This is a genomic window from Myxococcales bacterium (assembly GCA_022563535.1).
GTDB lineage: Bacteria > Myxococcota_A > UBA9160 > UBA9160 > UBA4427 > DUBZ01.
In genome coordinates this window covers 32,545-51,776 of the sequence record JADFNE010000011.1, presented here as the reverse complement: position 1 = coordinate 51,776, position 19,232 = coordinate 32,545, and the positions used below count along the sequence as shown (strand labels likewise).

The following is a 19,232-nucleotide window of genomic DNA, read 5'->3' as shown; positions in this document are numbered from 1 at the left end:
TGGATTTCAGGAACGGGCTTGCTGAGTTGGGGATTGCTGATCCGGGGAAACGAGCGTTGTCTACTACTCTCGGATCGGCTGATGCGTAACTACTTACAGCGCTGACTACAGCGCTGACTATTGAGGGACGTCTACGTAGGCGACCGTGCGGCCTCGAGACTTGCCGTAGCGAACCGTGCCGTCGATCAACGCGAACAGCGTGTAGTCGCGACCCACGCCAACGCCCTTGCCCGGGTGGATCTTGGTTCCGCACTGGCGCATGAGAATGTTGCCGGCGCGTACCACCTGGCCACCGAAAATCTTCATGCCTCGCCGCTGACCGTTACTGTCCCGGCCGTTGCGTGAGCTGCCCTGTCCCTTTTTGTGCGACATAGTGCTTTGATCCCTTTGTCTTACGTCATACGTCTGTCGTCTGTCTCGCGTCGCGAGTCGAGCGGCTGGATCAGCCCTCGATGCGATCGATCTGAACTTCCGTATACGATTGTCGGTGGCCCTGGGTGCGGCGATAGCGCTTTCGGCGCTTCATCTTGAACACCCGGATTTTTGGATGACGGTCCTGGGCGAGAATGGTGCCCACCACCTTGGCACCGTCGACCTGGGGCGTGCCGATTCTCACACCCTCGTCACCACCGACCATCAGGACGTCGTTGAACTCGATGGTATCTCCGACTTCGCCATCAAGTTTTTCAATGCGGACCGCATCTCCGGGGTTCATCCGGACTTGCTTTCCGCCAGTTTTAACAACGGCGTACATCATGGCTCCTCAGGCTGGCGAGAGGCGGGGAGTATCCGCAATTCCGATTGATCGTCAAGCACTTCGGGCGTATCCATGTCCATCGAGTCCAACTCTTTGGCCGCCGCAGCTCTGTCGTCCGCCGCCGCAGCGCTGTCATCGTCTTTGTCGTCGGGATCCTGTGCCTTGGCGAGGAGTGGGTCCTGCTCGCCCTCGATCCTCTCGACCGTATCCAACTGCACCCCCTCCGGGGAATCCGGACTCGGCTGCTCGCTCGGGGTGAGTTCGGCGCTTGGGTCGGACTCGTCGTCGGCAGTTTTGTCCTTTGCCTCCAGCTCGTCGACCTTCTCGCCGCCATTTTTCTTCTGATTTCTTCCCGACGATCGCCGCCGCTTGTTTTTGTCCTTCCCATTTTCTTTCTTTTCGCCGGGTCCGTCCAGCCAGCGCAGCGGGATCGAGACCGGCGGCCCGGTGTCCAGCGCCAGGACCTCGAACTGCTCCTGATGGATACCCGGTCGGGCGCGAATCTCGATCTCGCGTCCAAGATCTTCACCCAGCTTGACCACCGCCGAACTGCCGTCTCGCAACAGTTGCTCGGCGACATGTGGATTCACGCTGATCGCGATGCGGCGGCTGCTGAAGCGGGGTAGATCGTTGCGAACTTCGCGCAGTACCTTGAACGCGACGCTCGAGCGCGACAGCACGAAACCGCGGCCCTCGCAGTAGTCGCATGGCTCACACAAGGTCTGGAGGAGATTCTCCCGAGTTCGCTTGCGGGTCATCTCGACCAGGCCGAGTTCGGAGATCTTCAAGATATTGGTGCGGGCCTTGTCGCTCCGCAGTGCCTCCTGCAGCGCCCGGTATACCTTTTCGCGGTGATCCGCGGGCTCCATGTCGATCAAGTCGATGATGATCAAGCCGCCAATATTGCGGAAGCGCAGCTGGTACACGATCTCGCGAACCGCTTCGAGGTTGGTTCGGAGGATGGTCTCTTCGAGGTCGCGCTTGCCGGTGAAGCGCCCCGTGTTGACGTCGATCGCGGTGAGGGCCTCGCCCTGGTCGAATACCAGGTGGCCTCCGGATTTGAGCATCACCTTGCGTTCGAGGTTGTCGTGAATCTTCGACTCGAGGGAAAACTCGTCAAAGATCGGGGTCGCCGCTGTGTAGTGCAGAATGTTCGGCTTGGGATCGGCCACGAACTGATCGACAAAGCTCTTGAGTTCGGTGTAGACGGTTTCGGAATCGATGGAGATCTGGGAGGTCTCTGAATTTGCATAGTCGCGAATCATCTTGAGCGGCAAGTCCAACTCGGTATAGAGAATCGATGGAGACTCGCTGGTTACCATCTTTGACTTGATCTCGTTCCAGACGGACGTGAGGTAGCGAATGTCCGCCTCGAAATCGGATTCCCGCACTCCGTGTCCAGCAGTGCGAATGATGAAGCCGAGGTCGTCTACCCGGAGGCGTTCGACAATTTCCCGCAAGCGGCGACGTTCCTTGTCGGACTCGATGCGGCGCGAAACGCCCACACGCCCTGCTCCGGGAGTGAGCACCAGGTGGCGCCCCGGGATCGAGATGTTCGAGGTGATGCGCGCACCCTTGCTGCCGATCGGCTCCTTGGCGATCTGGACCACGACATCCTGGCCTTCGCGCAGGACCGTTTCGATCTTGGGCGGGGTGCGTGTGCGACCGCGACGACGACGCCCGTTGCCGGAGTCGCCGTTGCCGTTGGCTTTATTGGCTTCGAGTACGGGGAAATAGTCGCCCACGTAGAGGAAACCGGCCTTTTCGAGGCCGATATCCACGAACGCCGCCTGCATACCAGGCAGCACTCGACTGACCCGTCCCTTGATCACATTGCCCACAACGCTGCGTTCATTGTCGCGTTCGATGTAGAGCTCGGTAAAGGTCGATCGTTCGAGGATCGCAACCCGGGTCTCGCCGGGTTCCGAGTTGATTACAATTTCATTTTGCATCGCGTACCCGCTGATGAGGGTGACAACCGCAGCGTCCGACCTGTTCCTGTTCTTGCAAAATAACAAGTTGCAGAACGACGGTCGTTGACAGAGCTACAGCCATCCCCTTCGACGCTGGCGAGTCGTATCGGGATACCATGAGGGTCTTTTGTCCAGCTGCGATCGGCAGCCGTGGCGGGGATGAATCAGTTGGGATTCGAGGCGCGACTTCGTTACCTCGAATGGTCTACGACACTCTCAGGTTGTATCCCGAACAAAAACTGTTGATCTACGACTCGCACAGGACCTCACTTCAATAGCGGCACTGGCTGGATCCAAGGTCTTCCGAGTCCCATGCGTAAGCAGCATCCCCGCCGCCGACCATCTCAGATGACCAACACTCTGGAAGCAAAACAAACTACGCTGGGATATGGGCTTGGATGCGATCAGTGGACTGATAGAGGAAGAAGAGATTCTGTGACCGGAGCGACTCGGTGCTGCAGGCTCAATTGAAAGTCCTGCGGCTCGACTGACCATTGCAGCATTCGTTCATTCACTCGGATCGAGTCGTCAGTCAAGCAGTGTCCTTCAATCAATGTCCTTGGACCTGGCCCGACTTAATTCTTGACCGTTTGACTCTTGATCTCGACTGATCCTGATACGAACTCGTCTCAATCTGTTGCACTGGTCTAGCTCTATTGCTCCGGGCGAATCCCGTACTCCGCTAAAGGATGTTTGTCCAAATTCGCAATCGTCGCGTCTGACTTCGAACCTTCCGTTCGGCAGAACGCGCGTGTCATATCCCGCGGGGGGTTCCGGACATCCATCAACCTGTTCTTAATCTGGATCTGCTAGTCGATCTGGTTGTCGATGGCTGATGGCCGAGCGTGCATCCCTCGCTTTCCGTACTGTTTGTCTTGATCTCTCGCTGTTCCTGCTTGTAGTGGTTGCGGCTTGCCTACAACTTGTCTGCTGGCCGCACCTAGTTTTGCTTTTCCAGAGCCGGCCCAGCCTGGGCCGACAAAAATCTTGAAAGAACAATCATGGATCTGAGCGGCGGCGTCAACCCAGACACCCGACGACACCTTCCCTCGGTAGACAAACTGTGCCGGGAAGTAGTTCGGTCTTGTCCCGAACTGTCCGAGTGGGCGGTCCTCGCTGCCTCTCGCTTAATTCTTCGGTCTGCTCGCGAAGAAATTGAGTCGATGCTTTCCCGCGGGGCAGATGCCAGTGAATTGAAGCAGATCGCAGAGACCCAGTGGGCGGTGCGGGTGGCGGCCGAGGCTGCCAGAGTCATGAGCCCCCACCCTCGCCCGGTCATCAACGGAACCGGTGTCGTGCTCCATACCAATCTCGGTCGCTCGCCCCTGGCCCGGGGTGCAGCCGAAGCGGCTGCCGAAGCCTCAGTGGGGTATTCGGATCTCGAACTAGACCTCGAGACCGGTCGCCGCGGGAATCGCCTGGCGGAGATCTCGGCCAAGATCTGCCTGCTTTCGGGGGCCGAGGCGGCCACGGTGGTGAACAACAACGCCGCCGCAGTCTTGTTGGCACTCAATACCCTCGCGAGTGGCAGGGAAGTCGTAGTCTCGCGAGGTGAATTGGTCGAAATAGGGGGCTCATTTCGGGTTCCCGCGATCATGGAACGCGCCGGTGTGCGACTGGTCGAGGTCGGGACCACCAACCGAACCCATGCGCGGGACTACGAACAGGCGATCGGGCCCGACACAGCGCTGCTTCTCAAGGTTCATCGCAGCAATTTTGAGCAACGGGGATACGTTGCCGAAGTCGACCTTGAAGCGCTGGTAGAGATTGGCCACAGCCACGGTCTCCCGGTGGTCGAAGATCTGGGAGCGGGCACGCTGGTTGATCTAACCGATCGCGGGCTGCCGCGAGACGCCTACGCGCCAGCTCGTGTCCGCTTGGGTGTTGACCTGGTTTGTTTTTCGGGAGACAAGCTGATCGGTGGTCCCCAGGCGGGGATCATCCTCGGCAACGAGTCGACGATCGCTGCGCTCCGCAAAAACCCCCTCGCCCGCGCCCTGCGGGTGGACAAAATGACGATCGCGGCCCTCGATTGGACGCTCAACGCGATGCTCGAAGGCCGGGCGGAGCAAGACATCCCCATTCTTAAAATGATGTTCGAATCCAGTGAGCAAATTGAAACTCGCGCCGGACGGCTCATCGACCGAATCAAGTCCATCGCGACCGACCAGATTCAGTTTGCCGTTGTCAAGGATCGGGTTCTGGTCGGGGGTGGCTCACTCCCCGGACTGGAGTTCGAAAGCTGGGTGGTGACGATTCGGAGTTCGCAGCAAGGACTGTCGACGGATCGTATTGTGAGAAGGATGCGAGAAGCAGAAACGCCGGTTCTGGCTCGTGTGCGTGAAGGTGCTGTCTGCATCGATCTGCGAACACTTGCCGAAGAAGACTTGGAAGCTGTCGCCAGTGCTATCAAATTCGCGGTCCGTTGAACGACACGGGCCCTTTGGGTAGGTTTCGTTAGCAAGAGATGTTGAACTCGAGCGTACTTGTCCTCAATCGTTCATTTTTACCGATTCACGTGACATCGGTCCGCCGAGCCTTCTCTCTGATCTACCGGGGCGGCGCGAACGCAGTCAATGAAAACTACGAAATGTTCGACTTTGATCGCTGGTGCCTGCGAGGCGGTCCGGTGGCCGGAGGCGGGGATTTCATCCGAACACTGACCGGAAAGATTCCGATTCCCCGGGTCATCGTGCTGCGCTACTACAACCGGGTTCCGCGCAAACACGTTCGCTTCAGCCGCGCGAACATTTTCTCCCGCGATACGAATACCTGCCAATATTGTGACAGCATGCCGCCTCGCTCCCAGCTCAATCTCGACCACGTCGTCCCGCGAGCCCAGGGCGGAAAGACGACCTGGGAGAACGTCGTTTGCTGCTGCATCCCCTGCAACCGACGCAAGGGTGGCCGCACCCCCGAGCAGGCCGGGGTAAAACTGCGTCGCACTCCGCGCCGACCGCGTTGGTCGCCGTTGATGAGCGTGGTGCCCCACGGAGTCCGCTATCAAGAGTGGAGGCCCTTCTTGGGAGAATATGAAAAAACGGTCGAGATTTCTCGATCGGCGTGACAAGATATGAGTGGCAGGCGTTCGGGGGGAGTGCGTTCGGTGAGGGGTTTGCAAATGCGACAGGTCTGTGAATGAGCGACTCGCCTGACGAAATTGACGGCACTGCCCGAGCGAAGCGGAGTGTAGCTGGTGGCAGTGCTCGGGTCGTATCGGTGGGAGGCGGCAAGGGGGGCGTCGGCAAGTCCTTCTTCGTCGCCAACATCGCGACCTGTCTCGCGCGTGCGGGTCATCGCGTCATTGCGGTCGATTCCGATCTCGAAGGTGCCAATCTCCACACCTGTCTCGGTGTCCCGGCCCCGGCTGAAAGCCTCGCCGACTTTGTCGCTCAACGGGTAGATGATCTCGGCAAGTTGATTGTCGACACCCCAATCTCGGGGCTCCGGATGATTGCGGGAACTCACGCGCATCTCAGCGATGCCCAGCCTACTCATCTTCGCCGGGTCCGATTGATGCGAGCCATGCGACGCCTGGAAGCCGACTTCGTGGTGATCGACCTGGGTGCCGGAGTCCACTCTGCGGTGCTCGACTATTTTCTCGTTGCAGACGAAGGCCTGGTCGTCCTGTCCCCGGAGCCGACCAGTGTCGAGAACGCTTATTCGTTTTTGCGTGCTGCCTTCTATCGCCGCATGCAACTCGCGATGGTCGGCCACGGCGTGCGAAAGCTCGTCACCATCGCAATGGATCAGCACAATGAACGGGGACTTCGTACGCCGCTCGATCTGTTGCGCGAGATCGAAGCGATCGACAGCTCCGACGGTGCCCGGTTCGTGCAGACCATGCGTGAGTTTCGACCGCGCATCGTGGTCAACAACGTTCGCACCGCCGAGGACATCAAGCTCGGCTTTGCGGTGTCGAGCGTGTGTCGGAAGTACTTTGGGATCGATGCGGAATACCTGGGCTACGTGAATCAAGACGACGATGTGCGGCTATCGGTTGCCAACCGCACTCCTCTGGTCGAGTATCGACCAAAGTCCGATGCGTCCATCTATCTCGAGCGGATTGCCCGAAAGCTCTCGATGACTGGCGGGCCGGCAGCCGCGACCACTCGCGTAGACGCGGTGCCAGCTCCGGAAACCTTTTTGGGTTCGCTTTCGGGAACAGTGTTCGGAACGCTGCCGGGAACGACACCAAAATGAAGCCACTAGACGAACTCGACCACTACGAAGTTCTCGAAATCCCACCCGGCGCTGGCTTTGAAGAGATCGAGCGCGCCTATCGAATGACGCGCGAGGCCTATACCGACGACTCGATGGCCCTGTACTCCATCTTCAACCACGACGATGCAGTGGTCATCCGAAATCGCATCGACGAGGCTTATCGCATCCTGGCAGACCCGAAAGTTCGCGCGAAGTACGACGCCGAGGCGGGTATTTCGTCACAGCCCGGCGATGCGCAGTCTCCGGACCCGGCAGTCGATACTCCCGCAGCGGACTCGAGGTCCGGGGGTGCGGGACGCGGGAGCGCAGCACCCGCAGAGTTGTCCTCGGCGATCGAGGTGATCGACGATCTGGGCGCAGAGATCGAGGAGGAAAGCCATGATCTGAATGGCGCTGCATTGCGTCGCGCTCGCCTGCGCAGGGGCGTCGAACTCGATCAGATCTCCGACGTCACCAAGGTCAGCGCGAGTTACTTAAGCTTCATCGAAGACGAGGACTTTGAACGACTCCCGGCCTCGGTCTACATCCGCGGCTTCGTTCATGCCTACGCCCGGGCGATCGGTCTCGATGCAGATCGAGTTGCTACCAACTACATGGTGCGGGTCGAGGCCGTGCGCAATCCGCCCAGGCGCCTGCTGCGACCGTCATCTCCTTAGCCTCCCTCGGCCAGCCCCGTTTTTTGTCGTTCAACACGAAGCGACGCTATCCTGAATTTCGAATCGAGCGAGACAAGTATGCGCTTCGAAGCCGATGCAGAGCACGAAGGACAGCGCCTAGACGTTTGCTTTAGCGAGTGGGCCGACGTTCCCCGGTCCCAGGTACGCCGCTGGATCCTGGAAGGAAAGGTTCTGCTGAATGGGAACGTGGTGCGCCCGAGCCGCAAGGTTTCGATCGGCGACGTTGCGGTTGGCGAGATTCCGGAGCCCGAACCCATGGAGGTGCAGGCCGAGAACATCCCTCTCGAGATTTTGTACTCAGACCCAGACCTCATTGTCGTAGACAAGGCAGCGGGGATGGTTGTCCATCCCGCGCCGGGACACGCGCGCGGAACACTCGTCAATGCACTGCTGCACCACTGCGATGACCTGGCCGGCGTCGGAGGCGTGTTGCGTCCCGGAATTGTTCATCGTCTCGATCGGGGAACCTCGGGAGTGATGGTCGTGGCGAAGAACGACGATGCCCACCGCCACCTCTCGGAACAGTTTCACGACCATACGATCGACCGTGTGTACTGGGCATTTGTTCGCTCGCTTCCGAGTGCTGCACACGGCTCGCTCGACGCGCCGATCGGACGCCACCCCAAGGATCGCAAACGCATGTCGATTCGCACGGAGTCGGGGCGAAGGGCGCTCACCCACTGGCGGGTCCTCACGCGTTATCCCGCTGCGGGGCTCAGTCAGCTCGAAATCCGGCCCGAGACCGGACGGACGCATCAGATTCGCGTTCACCTTTCTTCGGCCGGCATGCCGATCGCCGGCGATCCGGTCTACGGTCGGTCACGCGACAAGCATCGCGGCCACGGGTTTCGCATCGAGCTCGAGCGGCCCGCATTGCACGCTGCCCGGCTCGCTTTTTCGCATCCCCGCACGGGGGAGCGGCTCGACTTCACAGCACCGCTGCCCGAGGATCTCGCGGCGTTCGAGCGCGCATTGGCAGACTTCGGGTCCGGAAGCGAAACGACATGAAGCCTTTCAAACCCGATGGTTTTATCCGGCACCCGCTGCTCGAAAGCATTGGCGTGGCCCACGGATTTGGAACCCGAGACAGCGTGGCACCGGTCGGTACCCTGCGTCCGATCCAGGTACACGGCGCAGATGTAATCCAGGTCGATACAGAATCTCGCTTCGTCGAGTCCGAAGCCGATGTGATCGTCTGCAGTCGGCCCGCGACTTCGGTCGCGGTCGTTACTGCCGACTGCATTCCGATTTTGGCGTGCGGCGAATCCGGCGGTGGGGTCGCGGCCATTCACGCCGGCTGGCGCGGTCTTGCAAAGGGAGTCGTCGAGGCCGGAATCGAAGCGCTGCGGGGGAATGCAGCAACGGGGGAGCGAATTTACGCGGTGATTGGGCCGCACATTGGTCGCTGCTGCTACGAGGTCGACGAACCCGTGCTCGACGCGATGGCCGCGAGATTTGGTGCCGACGTCGTTTCGCGTGCTTCCAGCGCGACCCGACCGGGTCACGCACGCTTGTCGTTGGCCGCTCTCGCAGAAGCCTCTCTGCATCGGGCGGGTGTTGGAGCCGGGTGCTACGAGCGGCTTGCAGACAGTTGTACGGCGTGCGAAACCGATCGCTTTCATTCGTTTCGACGCCAGGGCGAGGGCGCTGGCCGCATGCTTCACTTTATCGTAACTAGTGGATAATAAAGGGTTTAAGTTGAATTCTCGTGCATTCTCAGGGGTTGACAGCCGGCGGCTCCGGGTCTAAGTTGGGGGTCTTCGCTCCTCCCCAATCAGCATTTTAAATTGAGCACGAATTGCGTTATCGCGCGTAGCGTCTACTGTAGGGGCCAAGCAAACAACGGAGCCGCTGATCAACCCGCCCAGCGCCCCGTTCGACCAAAAGCGGCAAGTCGCAGATCGATTGGTCAGGCTCCAGTTCAGAAACACCCTGATCCTCAAGAAATCTTCCGAAGATCTGTAAGCAATTCCCTGAGCAAGTCGAAGATCAGATTCGTATACCAAAACAGATTTTTAAAATTTGATGTTCAACTTTCGGGCAGAGATGTCCGAACCACCAAGAGAAGAACCCATAGGCGTATCATCAGCCGGGACGAGATTGATCCCGAGCCCAGCAGAACGAACTCCGACCTTTCTGGCGCCACCGCGCCAACATCCTTCGCACCGCGGTCCAGACTTTCCCCGTACGCGGTTTCAATCCAGCTCGACAATTCAACACAACGACCGAACACAAAAAACCAAGACGAAAACCAATCTGATGAAATCCAACTTCACTGAATCAACCAAGAGAGAGATGAATCTGTGAGCACTGAGCGAGCCAGCGAATCGAACAACTCGAATTCCCCTTCCAGCAACTCGTCGAATTCTCGGCGCCGGAGCCGCGGTCGACGCTCACGGGGCGGAGGGGGTGGTGGCAATCGCAACTCGGGGAACAAGCCGCAGCAGAACGCCAAGCGCGACTATTTCCCGTCTGACGATGAGCTGGCGGAAGAAGAGGCAGCAGCCGAGGACAATGGTCAGGAGAAGATCTACGTCCAGGAGTTGAAGTCGTTGTCGATGGAGGAGCTCACGGTCTTTGCCGAGGAGCGAGAAATCGAAAACGCGGCGGGCATGCGAAAAGCCGACCTGCTGTTCGCAATTCTCCAGGCCCAGACGGCCAAACGCGGGCAAATCTTCGCTGAGGGCGTGTTGCAGATACTGCAGGATGGTTTCGGGTTCTTGCGAGCGCCCGACCAGAACTACCTGGCCGGCCCCGACGACATCTACGTTTCTCCTTCTCAGGTCCGACGTTTCAATCTCAAGACCGGCGACACGATCACAGGTCAAATCCGACCGCCAAAGGAGGGCGAGCGCTACTTTGCCCTGCTCAAGGTCGAAGAGATCAACTTCGAGCCGCGGGAGAACGCCAAGCACAAGATCCTGTTCGACAACTTGACGCCGCTCTACCCGGAAGAAAAATTCGTTCTCGAAACCAAGAACGGCAGCCTGACCACGCGCATCATCGATCTGATTGCTCCGATTGGAAAGGGTCAGCGCGCGCTCATCACCTCGCCGCCCAAGGCAGGCAAGACGATGATCCTCAAGGACATCGCCAATGCAATCGCCGAAAACCATCCCGAGGCGTATCTCATCGTGTTGTTGATCGACGAGCGCCCCGAGGAAGTGACCGACATGCGGCGCACGGTAAAGGCCGAAGTGATTTCTTCGACCTTCGACGAGCCGGCGAGTCGACACGTCCAGGTTGCCGACATGGTGATCGCCAAGGCCAAGCGCCTGGTCGAGCACAAGCGCGATGTGGTCATCCTGCTGGATTCGATCACACGCCTGGCTCGCGCCCACAACACCGTGGTTCCGCATTCGGGCAAGATTCTCTCAGGTGGTGTGGATTCGAACGCGCTCCACAAGCCCAAGCGCTTCTTCGGCGCGGCACGCAACGTGGAGGAGGGCGGGAGTCTCACAATCGTGGGCACCGCACTGATCGATACCGGGTCGCGCATGGATGAAGTGATCTTCGAGGAGTTCAAGGGCACGGGCAACAGTGAACTGGTGCTCGATCGCAAGCTCGCAGACCGCCGCACCTACCCCGCGATCGACATCAATCGCTCGGCTACACGGCGCGAAGAACTCCTGCTGGACGAGAAGACACTCAACCGCATGTACATCCTGCGCAAGGTGTTGGCGCCGCTGTCTCCGGTCGATTCAATGGAGTTTCTGCTTGGCAAGATCAAGGCCACGGACTCCAATGACGACTTCCTGGAGTCGATGAACTCCTAGGAGCCTTCTGCCGCGCAGACTCCTAGCCCTGTTCCGCCAGCTCAATTCTCGATCCCGTCGTTCGGGCTGCTGCCGTCCGACGGATTCGATACCCTCGCCCGCGTCTAAAACCGCGAGTGGCGGGCGTTGGTTCGCCCAAGGCGACGCGTCATTGCGAAAGATGCGAAAGATTCATCATGTCCAAGTACCTCGAACGAATCGCCGAAGCCGTTGAGCGCAGTCGCGAAATCGAGGGCCAGCTTTCCGATCCCGATATCGCGAACCAGCCGGGTCGCTTCAAGGACCTCGCCAAAGATCTGGCGAACCTGCGCCCGGTTGTCGAAGTCAGTGAGCGCTATCGCGAAGTCGTTCGCGAATTGGAAGAAGCCGGGCAGATGAGCGAGGACGCCGACGCAGATCTCGCCGAGATGGCGCGCGGCGAACTCGGAAGTCTCGGCGCAGAACTGGCGGAACTCGATCAGAAGCTGTTCGAGCATTTTACTCCGAAAGACCCGAGAGACGCCAAGAACGCCATCTTCGAAATCCGCGCGGGAACCGGCGGCGACGAAGCCGCGCTCTTTGCCGGCGATCTGTTTCGCATGTATGTCCGCTATGCCGAGGGGCTGGGGTGGAAGGTCGAAATCTTGTCGAGTTCCGAAAGCCATGGGGGTGGCTTCAAGGAAGTCATCGTGATGATCGACGGTAAAGACGTCTTCAGTCGCTTTAAGTACGAGCGCGGAGTCCACCGGGTGCAGCGGGTTCCGGCAACAGAATCACAGGGCCGGATCCACACCTCGACGGTCACGGTTGCGGTCCTGCCCGAAGCCGAAGAGGTCGACGTCGAGATCGATCCCCAGGATCTTCGCATCGACGTGATGCGGGCCGGCGGTCCCGGCGGACAGAGCGTCAACACAACCGACTCCGCCGTTCGGATCACCCATCTGCCCAGCGGCCTCGTCGTCCAGTGCCAGGACGAAAAATCGCAACACAAGAACAAGGCCAAGGCGATGAAGGTCCTGTGCTCGCGATTGCTCGATCTCGAAACCGAGCGCGTCAATGCCGAGCGAGCGAGCGAGCGAAAGGAGCAGGTGGGCACCGGAGAACGCAGCGAGAAGATCCGCACCTACAATTTTCCCCAGAACCGGATCACCGATCACCGGGCATCGATCACGCTCCACAAACTCGACGACATTCTGGAAGGCGATCTCCAGGAGCTGTTGGACGGTGTGCGGAGCGCAATGCTCGCCAAAGTCGAAGGCCAGGTCGAAGGCTAAGGAAGGCTCGAGACGACGACATGGCAGACACCCAATCCCGCGACCGCACGTGGACAGTTCTCGAATTACTGCAATGGACGACCGAGCATCTAAAAAAGCAGGGCATCGACACTGCCCGTCTCGACGCTGAAATTCTGCTCGCCCACGCGATGGAGACAAATCGTCTCGACCTCTATCTCAACTACGAGAAGCCCGTACTGCCAGCTGAGCGTGCAGTCTTTCGCGAGCTGGTGAGCAAGCGCGCCCAGCAGCGAGTCCCGGTTTCGCAACTGTTGGGTGAGCGCGAATTCTGGTCGCTGCGGTTCTCGATCAACTCAGACGTTCTGACGCCCCGGCCCGAGACCGAAGTCCTCGTCAGTGCCGCGCTCGATGCCATGCCGGATCTGGATCGCGCGTATCGCGTGCTAGATCTCGGTACCGGCTCGGGTGCAATCGCCCTCGCGCTCGCGAGCGAGCGTCCCAATTCCCAGGTGACTGCAAGCGATGTTTCGATCTCGGCGCTTAAGGTTGCGCGCGCAAATGCCGATCTATTGCAGCTGAAAGACAGGGTTCGCTTTGTCGAGGGAAGCCTCTTCGAAGCGGTGCCTGGGGAGACCTTCGATCTGGTTGTTTCCAACCCCCCCTATATCGCCAGATCGGAACGAGCAGCGCTGCCGCCGGAGCTTTCTCACGAACCCGAGGTCGCTCTGTTTGGTGGTGAAGATGGATACGCGGTGATCCGGCCATTGGTTTCGCAGGTCGGCACGGCATTGATTGAAGGGGGATTGTTTCTCGTAGAACTCGATCCTCGCCAGGCGGACACCGTGATGGATTGGTGTCGTGAGGCGGGTCTCGCAGGTGTTTCGGTTCTGCACGATCTGGCCGGGTGCGCGCGAGCCGTGACTGCCCAGGGGAGGATCGGGAAAGAGAGACAAGCGCAAGCAAAGGCAACTTCCGGAAGCTGACGCCGAATTGTTCATGGACATCGGCGAACTCTTCCGGTGAACATGAATTCGAGCAGCGAGCGGGGTGGATTCGAATCTTCGGATCACCGCGTTTACCGGGAGATTGTAATTATGGCGACTCGCACCACTACGAAGCTTCTCCGCGTGCTAAAAACCAGCGACGCTTCGTTTGCCGAAGAGTGGTCGACGCTGTGCGATCGAAATCTCGTGCGAGATGAAGGCATCGAAGCCAAGGTGCGTGAAGTCGTCGCCCAAGTGCGCGAAGAAGGAGACGCGGGGCTGCTCGCGCTCGTCAAGCAGGCCACCGGTGCCAAGCTCAGTTCGCTCGAGGTAAGGCGCGACGAGTGGGACGAAGCGTGCGAATCAGTCGACCCCAGCGACCGCGCGGCGATCGGCAAGGCCGCAATGCGTATCCGCGAATTCCATCGCAAGCGGATCCCCTCCAGTTGGGAAATGCGCGAAGAGGGTGGGGCCTACATGGGCCAACGCGTTCGCCCCCTCAACACAGTCGGTATCTACAATCTTCGCGGCGAAACCGTTCGCCCCAGCAGTGTGATCATGAACGTGACTCCGGCCTCGGTCGTGGAGGTGCCGGAGATCATTCTCGCCACCGCACCGGATCGATACGGCAAAGTGTCTCCAGAAATTTTGATGGCCGCGCGGGTGGCGGGTGTTCATCGCGTCTTCAAGGTCGGGGGTGCGCCCGCGATCGTCGCAATGGCATTGGGAACCGAACAGATTCCCCGGGTGGACAAGATTGTCGGTCCCGGCGAGCGCGAAGTTGCAGCCGCCAAGCGCCTGCTGTCTGGACTCGTCGGCGTCGATCCCGAAGCTGGGCCCAACGAGTTCTGCGTGGTCGCGGATTCGAGCGCGACTCCAGCGTGGGTTGCCGCGGATCTCATCTCTCAAGCGGAGCGTTCGGCGGACTCGCAACAGATTTTGATTACCCACTGCAAGACTTTGGCCACTCGAGTGCACGATCAAATGACACGCCAGCTCAAGACCCTCGAACGCGCCGACATTGCGCGCAAGGCCTTGGCTGCCCGGGGCGCGATCGTCGTGACAACCAACATCGAGGCTTCGATCGACCTGGCGAACGAGTACGCGGCCGAACGACTCGCCCTCGCCGTCAAGAAGCCCGACGTCGTGCACAAGCTGGTGCAGAACGCTGGCGCGGTCTTCCTCGGCCACTACACCCCTGTCGCGGTCGGAGACTATCTGGCGGGTCCGAACCACTCCCTGCCGACCGGCGGCGGCGCGCGTTTCCTGTCGCCACTCTGCGTAGAAGACTTCTTGAAGCGCACTGCGTTTCTGTCCTTTGAACCTCCGAAGTTGCGAGAGCTGGGCGCCGAGGTGATCCGTCTAGCCGGCGTCGAAGGCCAGACCGGTCCGGGTCGTTCCGTGGATCTGCGGCTGCAGAAGATTCGCCGGGTCCGGCGCGAGCGCGAGGCGGCTCGCGAGGCCGAACTCTAGCGGCCCCTGTCTGATCGACGGGCCCCCGCGAGCAATCTTCGCTGAAGACGAAAATCGCTGAAGACGCTATATAGAGTCCTGTGATATGCGGCTTTGCCTGCGGGGAATCTCCCGTAGAGCCACATTGGGACGAGACCCGACTTCAGCGATGACAGCGATGATGAACACCGACAAAAAGACCGACGCGAAGCAAAAGACGGACACGGCTGCGGTCGGCGCCGAGCGCCGGGCAGCAGTCGTACGCAAGACCAAAGAGACCGACATTCACGTCGAGCTGGTGCTGGATGGCACGGGTCTGTACCAGATTTCGACCGGGATTCCGTTCTTTGACCACATGCTCGAATCGTTTGCCAAGCACGGTCTCTTCGACCTCGACCTGTCGGCCAAGGGCGATGTCGCGGTGGATTTTCATCACACGATCGAGGACGTCGGTATTGCCCTCGGGCAGGCCTTCCGGGAAGCATTGGGCGATGCCTCGGGCATTCGACGCTTTGGAAGCTTTGTGCTGCCAATGGCGGAGGCCAAGGTCGAGGTGGCGCTCGATGTCTCGAATCGTCCCTATGTCGTATATCAGGTTGAACTCTCCAACCGCATGATCCGCGAGTTCGATGTCTCGCTGGTCGAGGACTTCGTGCGGGCGTTTGCGCAACACGCCGGCTTGGACCTGCACGTCAATCGAAGTTACGGCGAGAGCCCACATCACGTCGTCGAAGCCATCTTCAAGGGCCTGGCGCGAGCGCTGCGTATTGCGATGGAAATCGACCCGCGACAGCAGGGTCTGCCCACCGTGAAGGGCGCGCTCTAGCGGCTAGCTGTTGCCAATGCCTTTCGAACTCATCCCCGCGATCGATCTCATGAGCGGATCCTGCGTGCGCCTCGCCCAGGGACGCTACGAGGACAAGACCGTCTACGACGAGGATCCCGCGCAGGTTGCCAAGGGATTCGCCGAACATCAGATCCGCCGCTTGCATGTGGTCGATCTCGACGGTGCCAAGGCGGGTCGCCCGGTGAATGGCGCTGCCATCGCGGCGATCCTGGCTGCCGTCGGTCCGGACATCCCGGTACAGCTGGGCGGTGGCATTCGCGACATCAAAACCGTGGCGAAGACCCTCGAGTCTGGAGTCTCGCGGGTGATTCTGGGGACCGTGGCGCTGCGCGAGCCCGAGTTGGTGCGCGAAGCTGCGCGGAGTTTTCCCAATCAGATCGTCGTCGGGATCGACGCGCGGGAGGGCCGGGTGGCGGTCGAGGGATGGCTCGACACGACTGAAGCCCATGCCAGCGATCTGGCGCGAAGTTTTGAAGACGTGGGCGTTGCGGCAATTGTCTACACCGACATCTCCCGGGACGGAATGCTCAGTGGGCCCAATCTCGAGGGGACCGTTTTGCTGGCGCGTTCGGTGTCGATTCCGGTAATCGTATCCGGGGGGGTGTCGAGCGAGGATGACATCGTGGCCGCCTCACAGCAGATGGACAGCGGGATCGCAGGAATCATCGTCGGCAAAGCGATCTACACCGGTGCTGTGAACCTCGCGTCGGCGCTCGCCGCAATCGAGACTTCTTGAGCTGGCAAGCGCCCTGCGCTAGGGTGACGCGCTTGTGCCGATTAGAGTGAAGCCAGTTGATTTGACGGGTATTTTTAGGCTGAAGCCAGTCGCCCCGGACCCCGAAGAGCGGGCCTGAGAGGCAGGAACAAGCAGCTGACGCGCAGGCGACATTCGGGAATGTGCAATAAATCGAAGAACCTTCTGCTCTGGAACAATAATCAAGTAGTAGGGGGAATAATGCAACACTCTAGTCGATTCACTGTAGTGTTTTACCTCCGATATGCCGAAAAATAAGGATACAGGGCATATCGTGGGCTGTAATCAAACAGGGCGCTACGAGGACAAAGAGGGCCTCAAAAAGCGATTTCTTTCGATGTAATTTCGTCACGAGACGCCATCGAAAACCACTCACCAACAGGTATTTCGTGAACCGGTGGACACGTCCCCAACTAGCGAAAGCCAGGAGCAAGAAGCACGCATGCCCGTGATCAAAGTCAAGGACAACGAATCTTTCGAACAGGCAATGAAGCGATTCAAGAAGACCTGTGAAAAAGCCGGAATTCTCACTGAGCTGCGACGACGTGAGTATTACGACAAGCCGAGCATCAGTAAGAAGAAGAAAGCTGCCGCTGCTCGCAAGCGGGCGCTGAAAAAGATAAGGCGAATGACCCATTAATTGATGATGGGTTCGTCGCCCTGATTGGGGCACAAGTGGGTCGGATTCCTGAAGAGACCATCGCGACGATTCGAGATCGAATTGACATCGTCAGCCTGATTGGTCGATACGTTGATCTGAAAAAGGCCGGCCGAAACTACAAGGGCCGTTGTCCCTTTCACGAAGAGAAGACTCCCTCTTTCAACGTCAATCCCGAACGACAGATCTTTCATTGTTTTGGCTGCCAGGTGGGCGGCAGCGTGATGAAATTTCTGATGGAGTACGAGAACCTTTCCTTCCCCGAGGCGGTTCGAACTCTTGGTCGCGAATGCGGCGTCGAAGTTCCAGAGAACGATCGGGGTGATTCCAGTACGGGTCCCGGTTCTGGTCCCAGTACAACAGAGTTGCTGTTCGCCGCCAACGCGCGCGCGCAGCTGTTCTACCGCCGCAGTCTCGCGGGCGCGGGCGGAGAGCGGGCGATCGAGTACCTCGCCGAGCGCGGTTTTGATGCAGCAGCCAGCGAGCGCTTCGGAATCGGCTACGCGCCCAACAGCTGGGATGAACTCGGCGCCGATCTTGTCCGGGGCGAGGTGAGCGAAGCCGATGCAATCCTGGCCGGGCTCTTGATTGAACGCGAGGCGAAGGCAGGCGACGCCAATCGCAGAGCGGCAAAGGGCGGCAGCTACGCCCGGCTCCGAGGTCGCATCGTGTTTCCCATCCGCGACGTGCGCGACCGCATCGTGGGCTTCGGCGGGCGAGCGATCTTCGCCGATCAGGAGCCCAAGTATCTCAATACGCCAGAGACCCCCATCTTTCACAAGCGCGACGCGCTTTACGGGTTTCCCGAAGCGCTCGAGGGCACTCGCAAAGCGGGCCGCGCAATCGTTTGTGAGGGCTACTTCGATCGCATCGCCCTGGCCCGGGCGGGCCTCACGGGATCGCTGGCAACCTGTGGCACTGCACTCACCGAAGGACACGCACGCCAACTTGCGCGCCGCACTTCGGAGATCGTACTGCTCTTCGACGGGGACCTCGCCGGGCAGAACGCGGTCGAAAAGGCGCTGCCCGTATTGCTACCCGGTGGTTTGCGGGTGCGTGCCGCGCTCTTGCCCCAAGGCCAGGACCCGGACAGTTTCCTGAACGAGCAGGGCCCTGACGCGCTGCGTAAATTGGTCGAAGAGTCGCCTGACGCCATCGAGATCGTGATCCAGAACGCGCTCAAGCGCGGTTGCACGACGCCAGCCGAAAAGGCGGCGGTCGTCGCACACCTGGCTCCCTTGATCGCACTCTACCCGGATCCGGTTGAACGCACGGAGTACGCAAGACGTCTCGCCATGGTGACGGGCACGGACCCGGCCGCGGTTTCAGAGGTAGTGCGAGGCGCGCTGAGCAAGGCGAGAGCGCGCGAGAATCGTATGAGCGCGCCCGGGGAACGCGGCGCTGCCGCAGCTCCCGCGCCGCGGTTGGTGGAAAACCGCCTGGCAGGGCGCGAAGAGCAGCATCTTCACTTGTTGACTCAGTTGGCCTTCCTGCATCCGACCCTGCTGACCGAGCGCGTGCGCACACAGGTCGACGGGCTGGTTCCAGCGGGGAAATGGAAGTCCATCTTGACGCTGCTGATTGACGCGGCGCAGGACGGAAAACTCGACGATTCGGGTGCGATCGATCTCGAAATCCTGGAACCTTTGCTTGATAGTGAGGCTGCGGCATGTTTGCGCCGGGTAGCAGTAGACGACGTCGTCGAAGACAGCGAAACTTCCCCAGGACGCATGCTCGAGGATGTCCTGGGTTGGTTTGCCCGACGACAGCGAACCGAGGCAGAAGGCTCGGTGACTCGTCAACTTCGCGATCCGAACGCGGATGTAGACAAGTTGCTGGCAAAGAAACAGAAGCAGCTCGAGGCACGGCGTGCTGCAATGGGAGTTTCTAATCACACGACGCAATGAATGAATGAAG

Annotated in this window: 17 protein-coding genes; 14 read left to right on the top strand and 3 right to left on the bottom strand. The window is 59.8% G+C overall.

Annotated elements, in window-relative coordinates; translation table 11 throughout:
• Nucleotides 1-117: 117 nt before the first annotated feature.
• From rpmA to IH881_05510, 3 genes are all read right to left on the bottom strand, one after another.
• Nucleotides 118-372, bottom strand: a complete 255-nt coding sequence (gene rpmA, locus IH881_05520; GenBank protein ID MCH7867136.1) for a 50S ribosomal protein L27 — start codon at nt 370-372, stop codon at nt 118-120.
• A gap of 70 nt (nt 373-442) precedes the next feature.
• On the bottom strand, nt 443-754 hold the full coding sequence (rplU, locus tag IH881_05515; protein MCH7867135.1) for a 50S ribosomal protein L21: 312 nt from the start codon (nt 752-754) through the stop codon (nt 443-445).
• A complete protein-coding gene (locus tag IH881_05510) occupies nt 754-2,709 on the bottom strand; it encodes an Rne/Rng family ribonuclease (GenBank protein MCH7867134.1) in 1,956 nt (651 codons plus the stop codon). Before IH881_05510 ends, rplU begins: the two co-directional genes overlap by 1 nt.
• A gap of 1,022 nt (nt 2,710-3,731) precedes the next feature.
• Between IH881_05510 and IH881_05505 the strand changes: the two genes are divergently transcribed.
• From IH881_05505 to IH881_05440, 14 genes are all read left to right on the top strand, one after another.
• On the top strand, nt 3,732-5,159 hold the full coding sequence (locus tag IH881_05505) for an L-seryl-tRNA(Sec) selenium transferase (GenBank protein MCH7867133.1): 1,428 nt from the start codon (nt 3,732-3,734) through the stop codon (nt 5,157-5,159).
• A 38-nt stretch (nt 5,160-5,197) separates the two neighbouring features.
• Nucleotides 5,198-5,797, top strand: a complete 600-nt coding sequence (locus IH881_05500) for an HNH endonuclease (protein ID MCH7867132.1) — start codon at nt 5,198-5,200, stop codon at nt 5,795-5,797.
• Nucleotides 5,798-5,868: 71 nt separating this feature from the next.
• Complete coding sequence (locus IH881_05495) at nt 5,869-6,933, top strand: P-loop NTPase (GenBank protein MCH7867131.1); 1,065 nt, start codon at nt 5,869-5,871, stop codon at nt 6,931-6,933.
• The gene (locus tag IH881_05490) at nt 6,930-7,610 is read left to right on the top strand and encodes a helix-turn-helix domain-containing protein (protein MCH7867130.1); all 681 of its coding nucleotides are present in this window, start codon (nt 6,930-6,932) and stop codon (nt 7,608-7,610) included. The genes IH881_05495 and IH881_05490 overlap by 4 nt, the downstream gene beginning before the upstream one ends.
• 78 nt (nt 7,611-7,688) lie before the next feature.
• Nucleotides 7,689-8,639, top strand: a complete 951-nt coding sequence (locus tag IH881_05485; protein ID MCH7867129.1) for an RluA family pseudouridine synthase — start codon at nt 7,689-7,691, stop codon at nt 8,637-8,639.
• Nucleotides 8,636-9,316, top strand: coding sequence for a polyphenol oxidase family protein (locus IH881_05480; protein ID MCH7867128.1), 681 nt, complete (start codon nt 8,636-8,638; stop codon nt 9,314-9,316). Before IH881_05485 ends, IH881_05480 begins: the two co-directional genes overlap by 4 nt.
• Before the next feature lie 618 nt (nt 9,317-9,934).
• Entirely contained in the window at nt 9,935-11,407 is a 1,473-nt protein-coding gene (rho, locus tag IH881_05475) for a transcription termination factor Rho (protein ID MCH7867127.1), read from the top strand.
• 176 nt (nt 11,408-11,583) lie between these two features.
• Nucleotides 11,584-12,660 carry a peptide chain release factor 1 gene (gene prfA / locus IH881_05470; protein ID MCH7867126.1) on the top strand — a complete coding sequence of 359 codons (1,077 nt, stop codon included), beginning with the start codon at nt 11,584-11,586 and terminating at the stop codon, nt 12,658-12,660.
• A gap of 20 nt (nt 12,661-12,680) precedes the next feature.
• Complete coding sequence (gene prmC / locus IH881_05465) at nt 12,681-13,604, top strand: peptide chain release factor N(5)-glutamine methyltransferase (protein ID MCH7867125.1); 924 nt, start codon at nt 12,681-12,683, stop codon at nt 13,602-13,604.
• A gap of 111 nt (nt 13,605-13,715) precedes the next feature.
• Nucleotides 13,716-15,077: a histidinol dehydrogenase gene (gene hisD / locus IH881_05460; protein ID MCH7867124.1), complete on the top strand. Its 1,362-nt coding sequence runs from the start codon at nt 13,716-13,718 to the stop codon at nt 15,075-15,077.
• 160 nt (nt 15,078-15,237) lie between these two features.
• Nucleotides 15,238-15,882, top strand: coding sequence for an imidazoleglycerol-phosphate dehydratase HisB (gene hisB, locus IH881_05455; protein MCH7867123.1), 645 nt, complete (start codon nt 15,238-15,240; stop codon nt 15,880-15,882).
• Nucleotides 15,883-15,898: 16 nt separating this feature from the next.
• Nucleotides 15,899-16,639, top strand: a complete 741-nt coding sequence (gene hisA, locus IH881_05450) for a 1-(5-phosphoribosyl)-5-[(5-phosphoribosylamino)methylideneamino]imidazole-4-carboxamide isomerase (GenBank protein ID MCH7867122.1) — start codon at nt 15,899-15,901, stop codon at nt 16,637-16,639.
• 460 nt (nt 16,640-17,099) lie between these two features.
• Entirely contained in the window at nt 17,100-17,297 is a 198-nt protein-coding gene (locus IH881_05445) for a 30S ribosomal protein S21 (protein MCH7867121.1), read from the top strand.
• 35 nt (nt 17,298-17,332) lie between these two features.
• Nucleotides 17,333-19,222, top strand: coding sequence for a DNA primase (locus tag IH881_05440; protein ID MCH7867120.1), 1,890 nt, complete (start codon nt 17,333-17,335; stop codon nt 19,220-19,222).
• Nucleotides 19,223-19,232 lie beyond the last annotated feature (10 nt).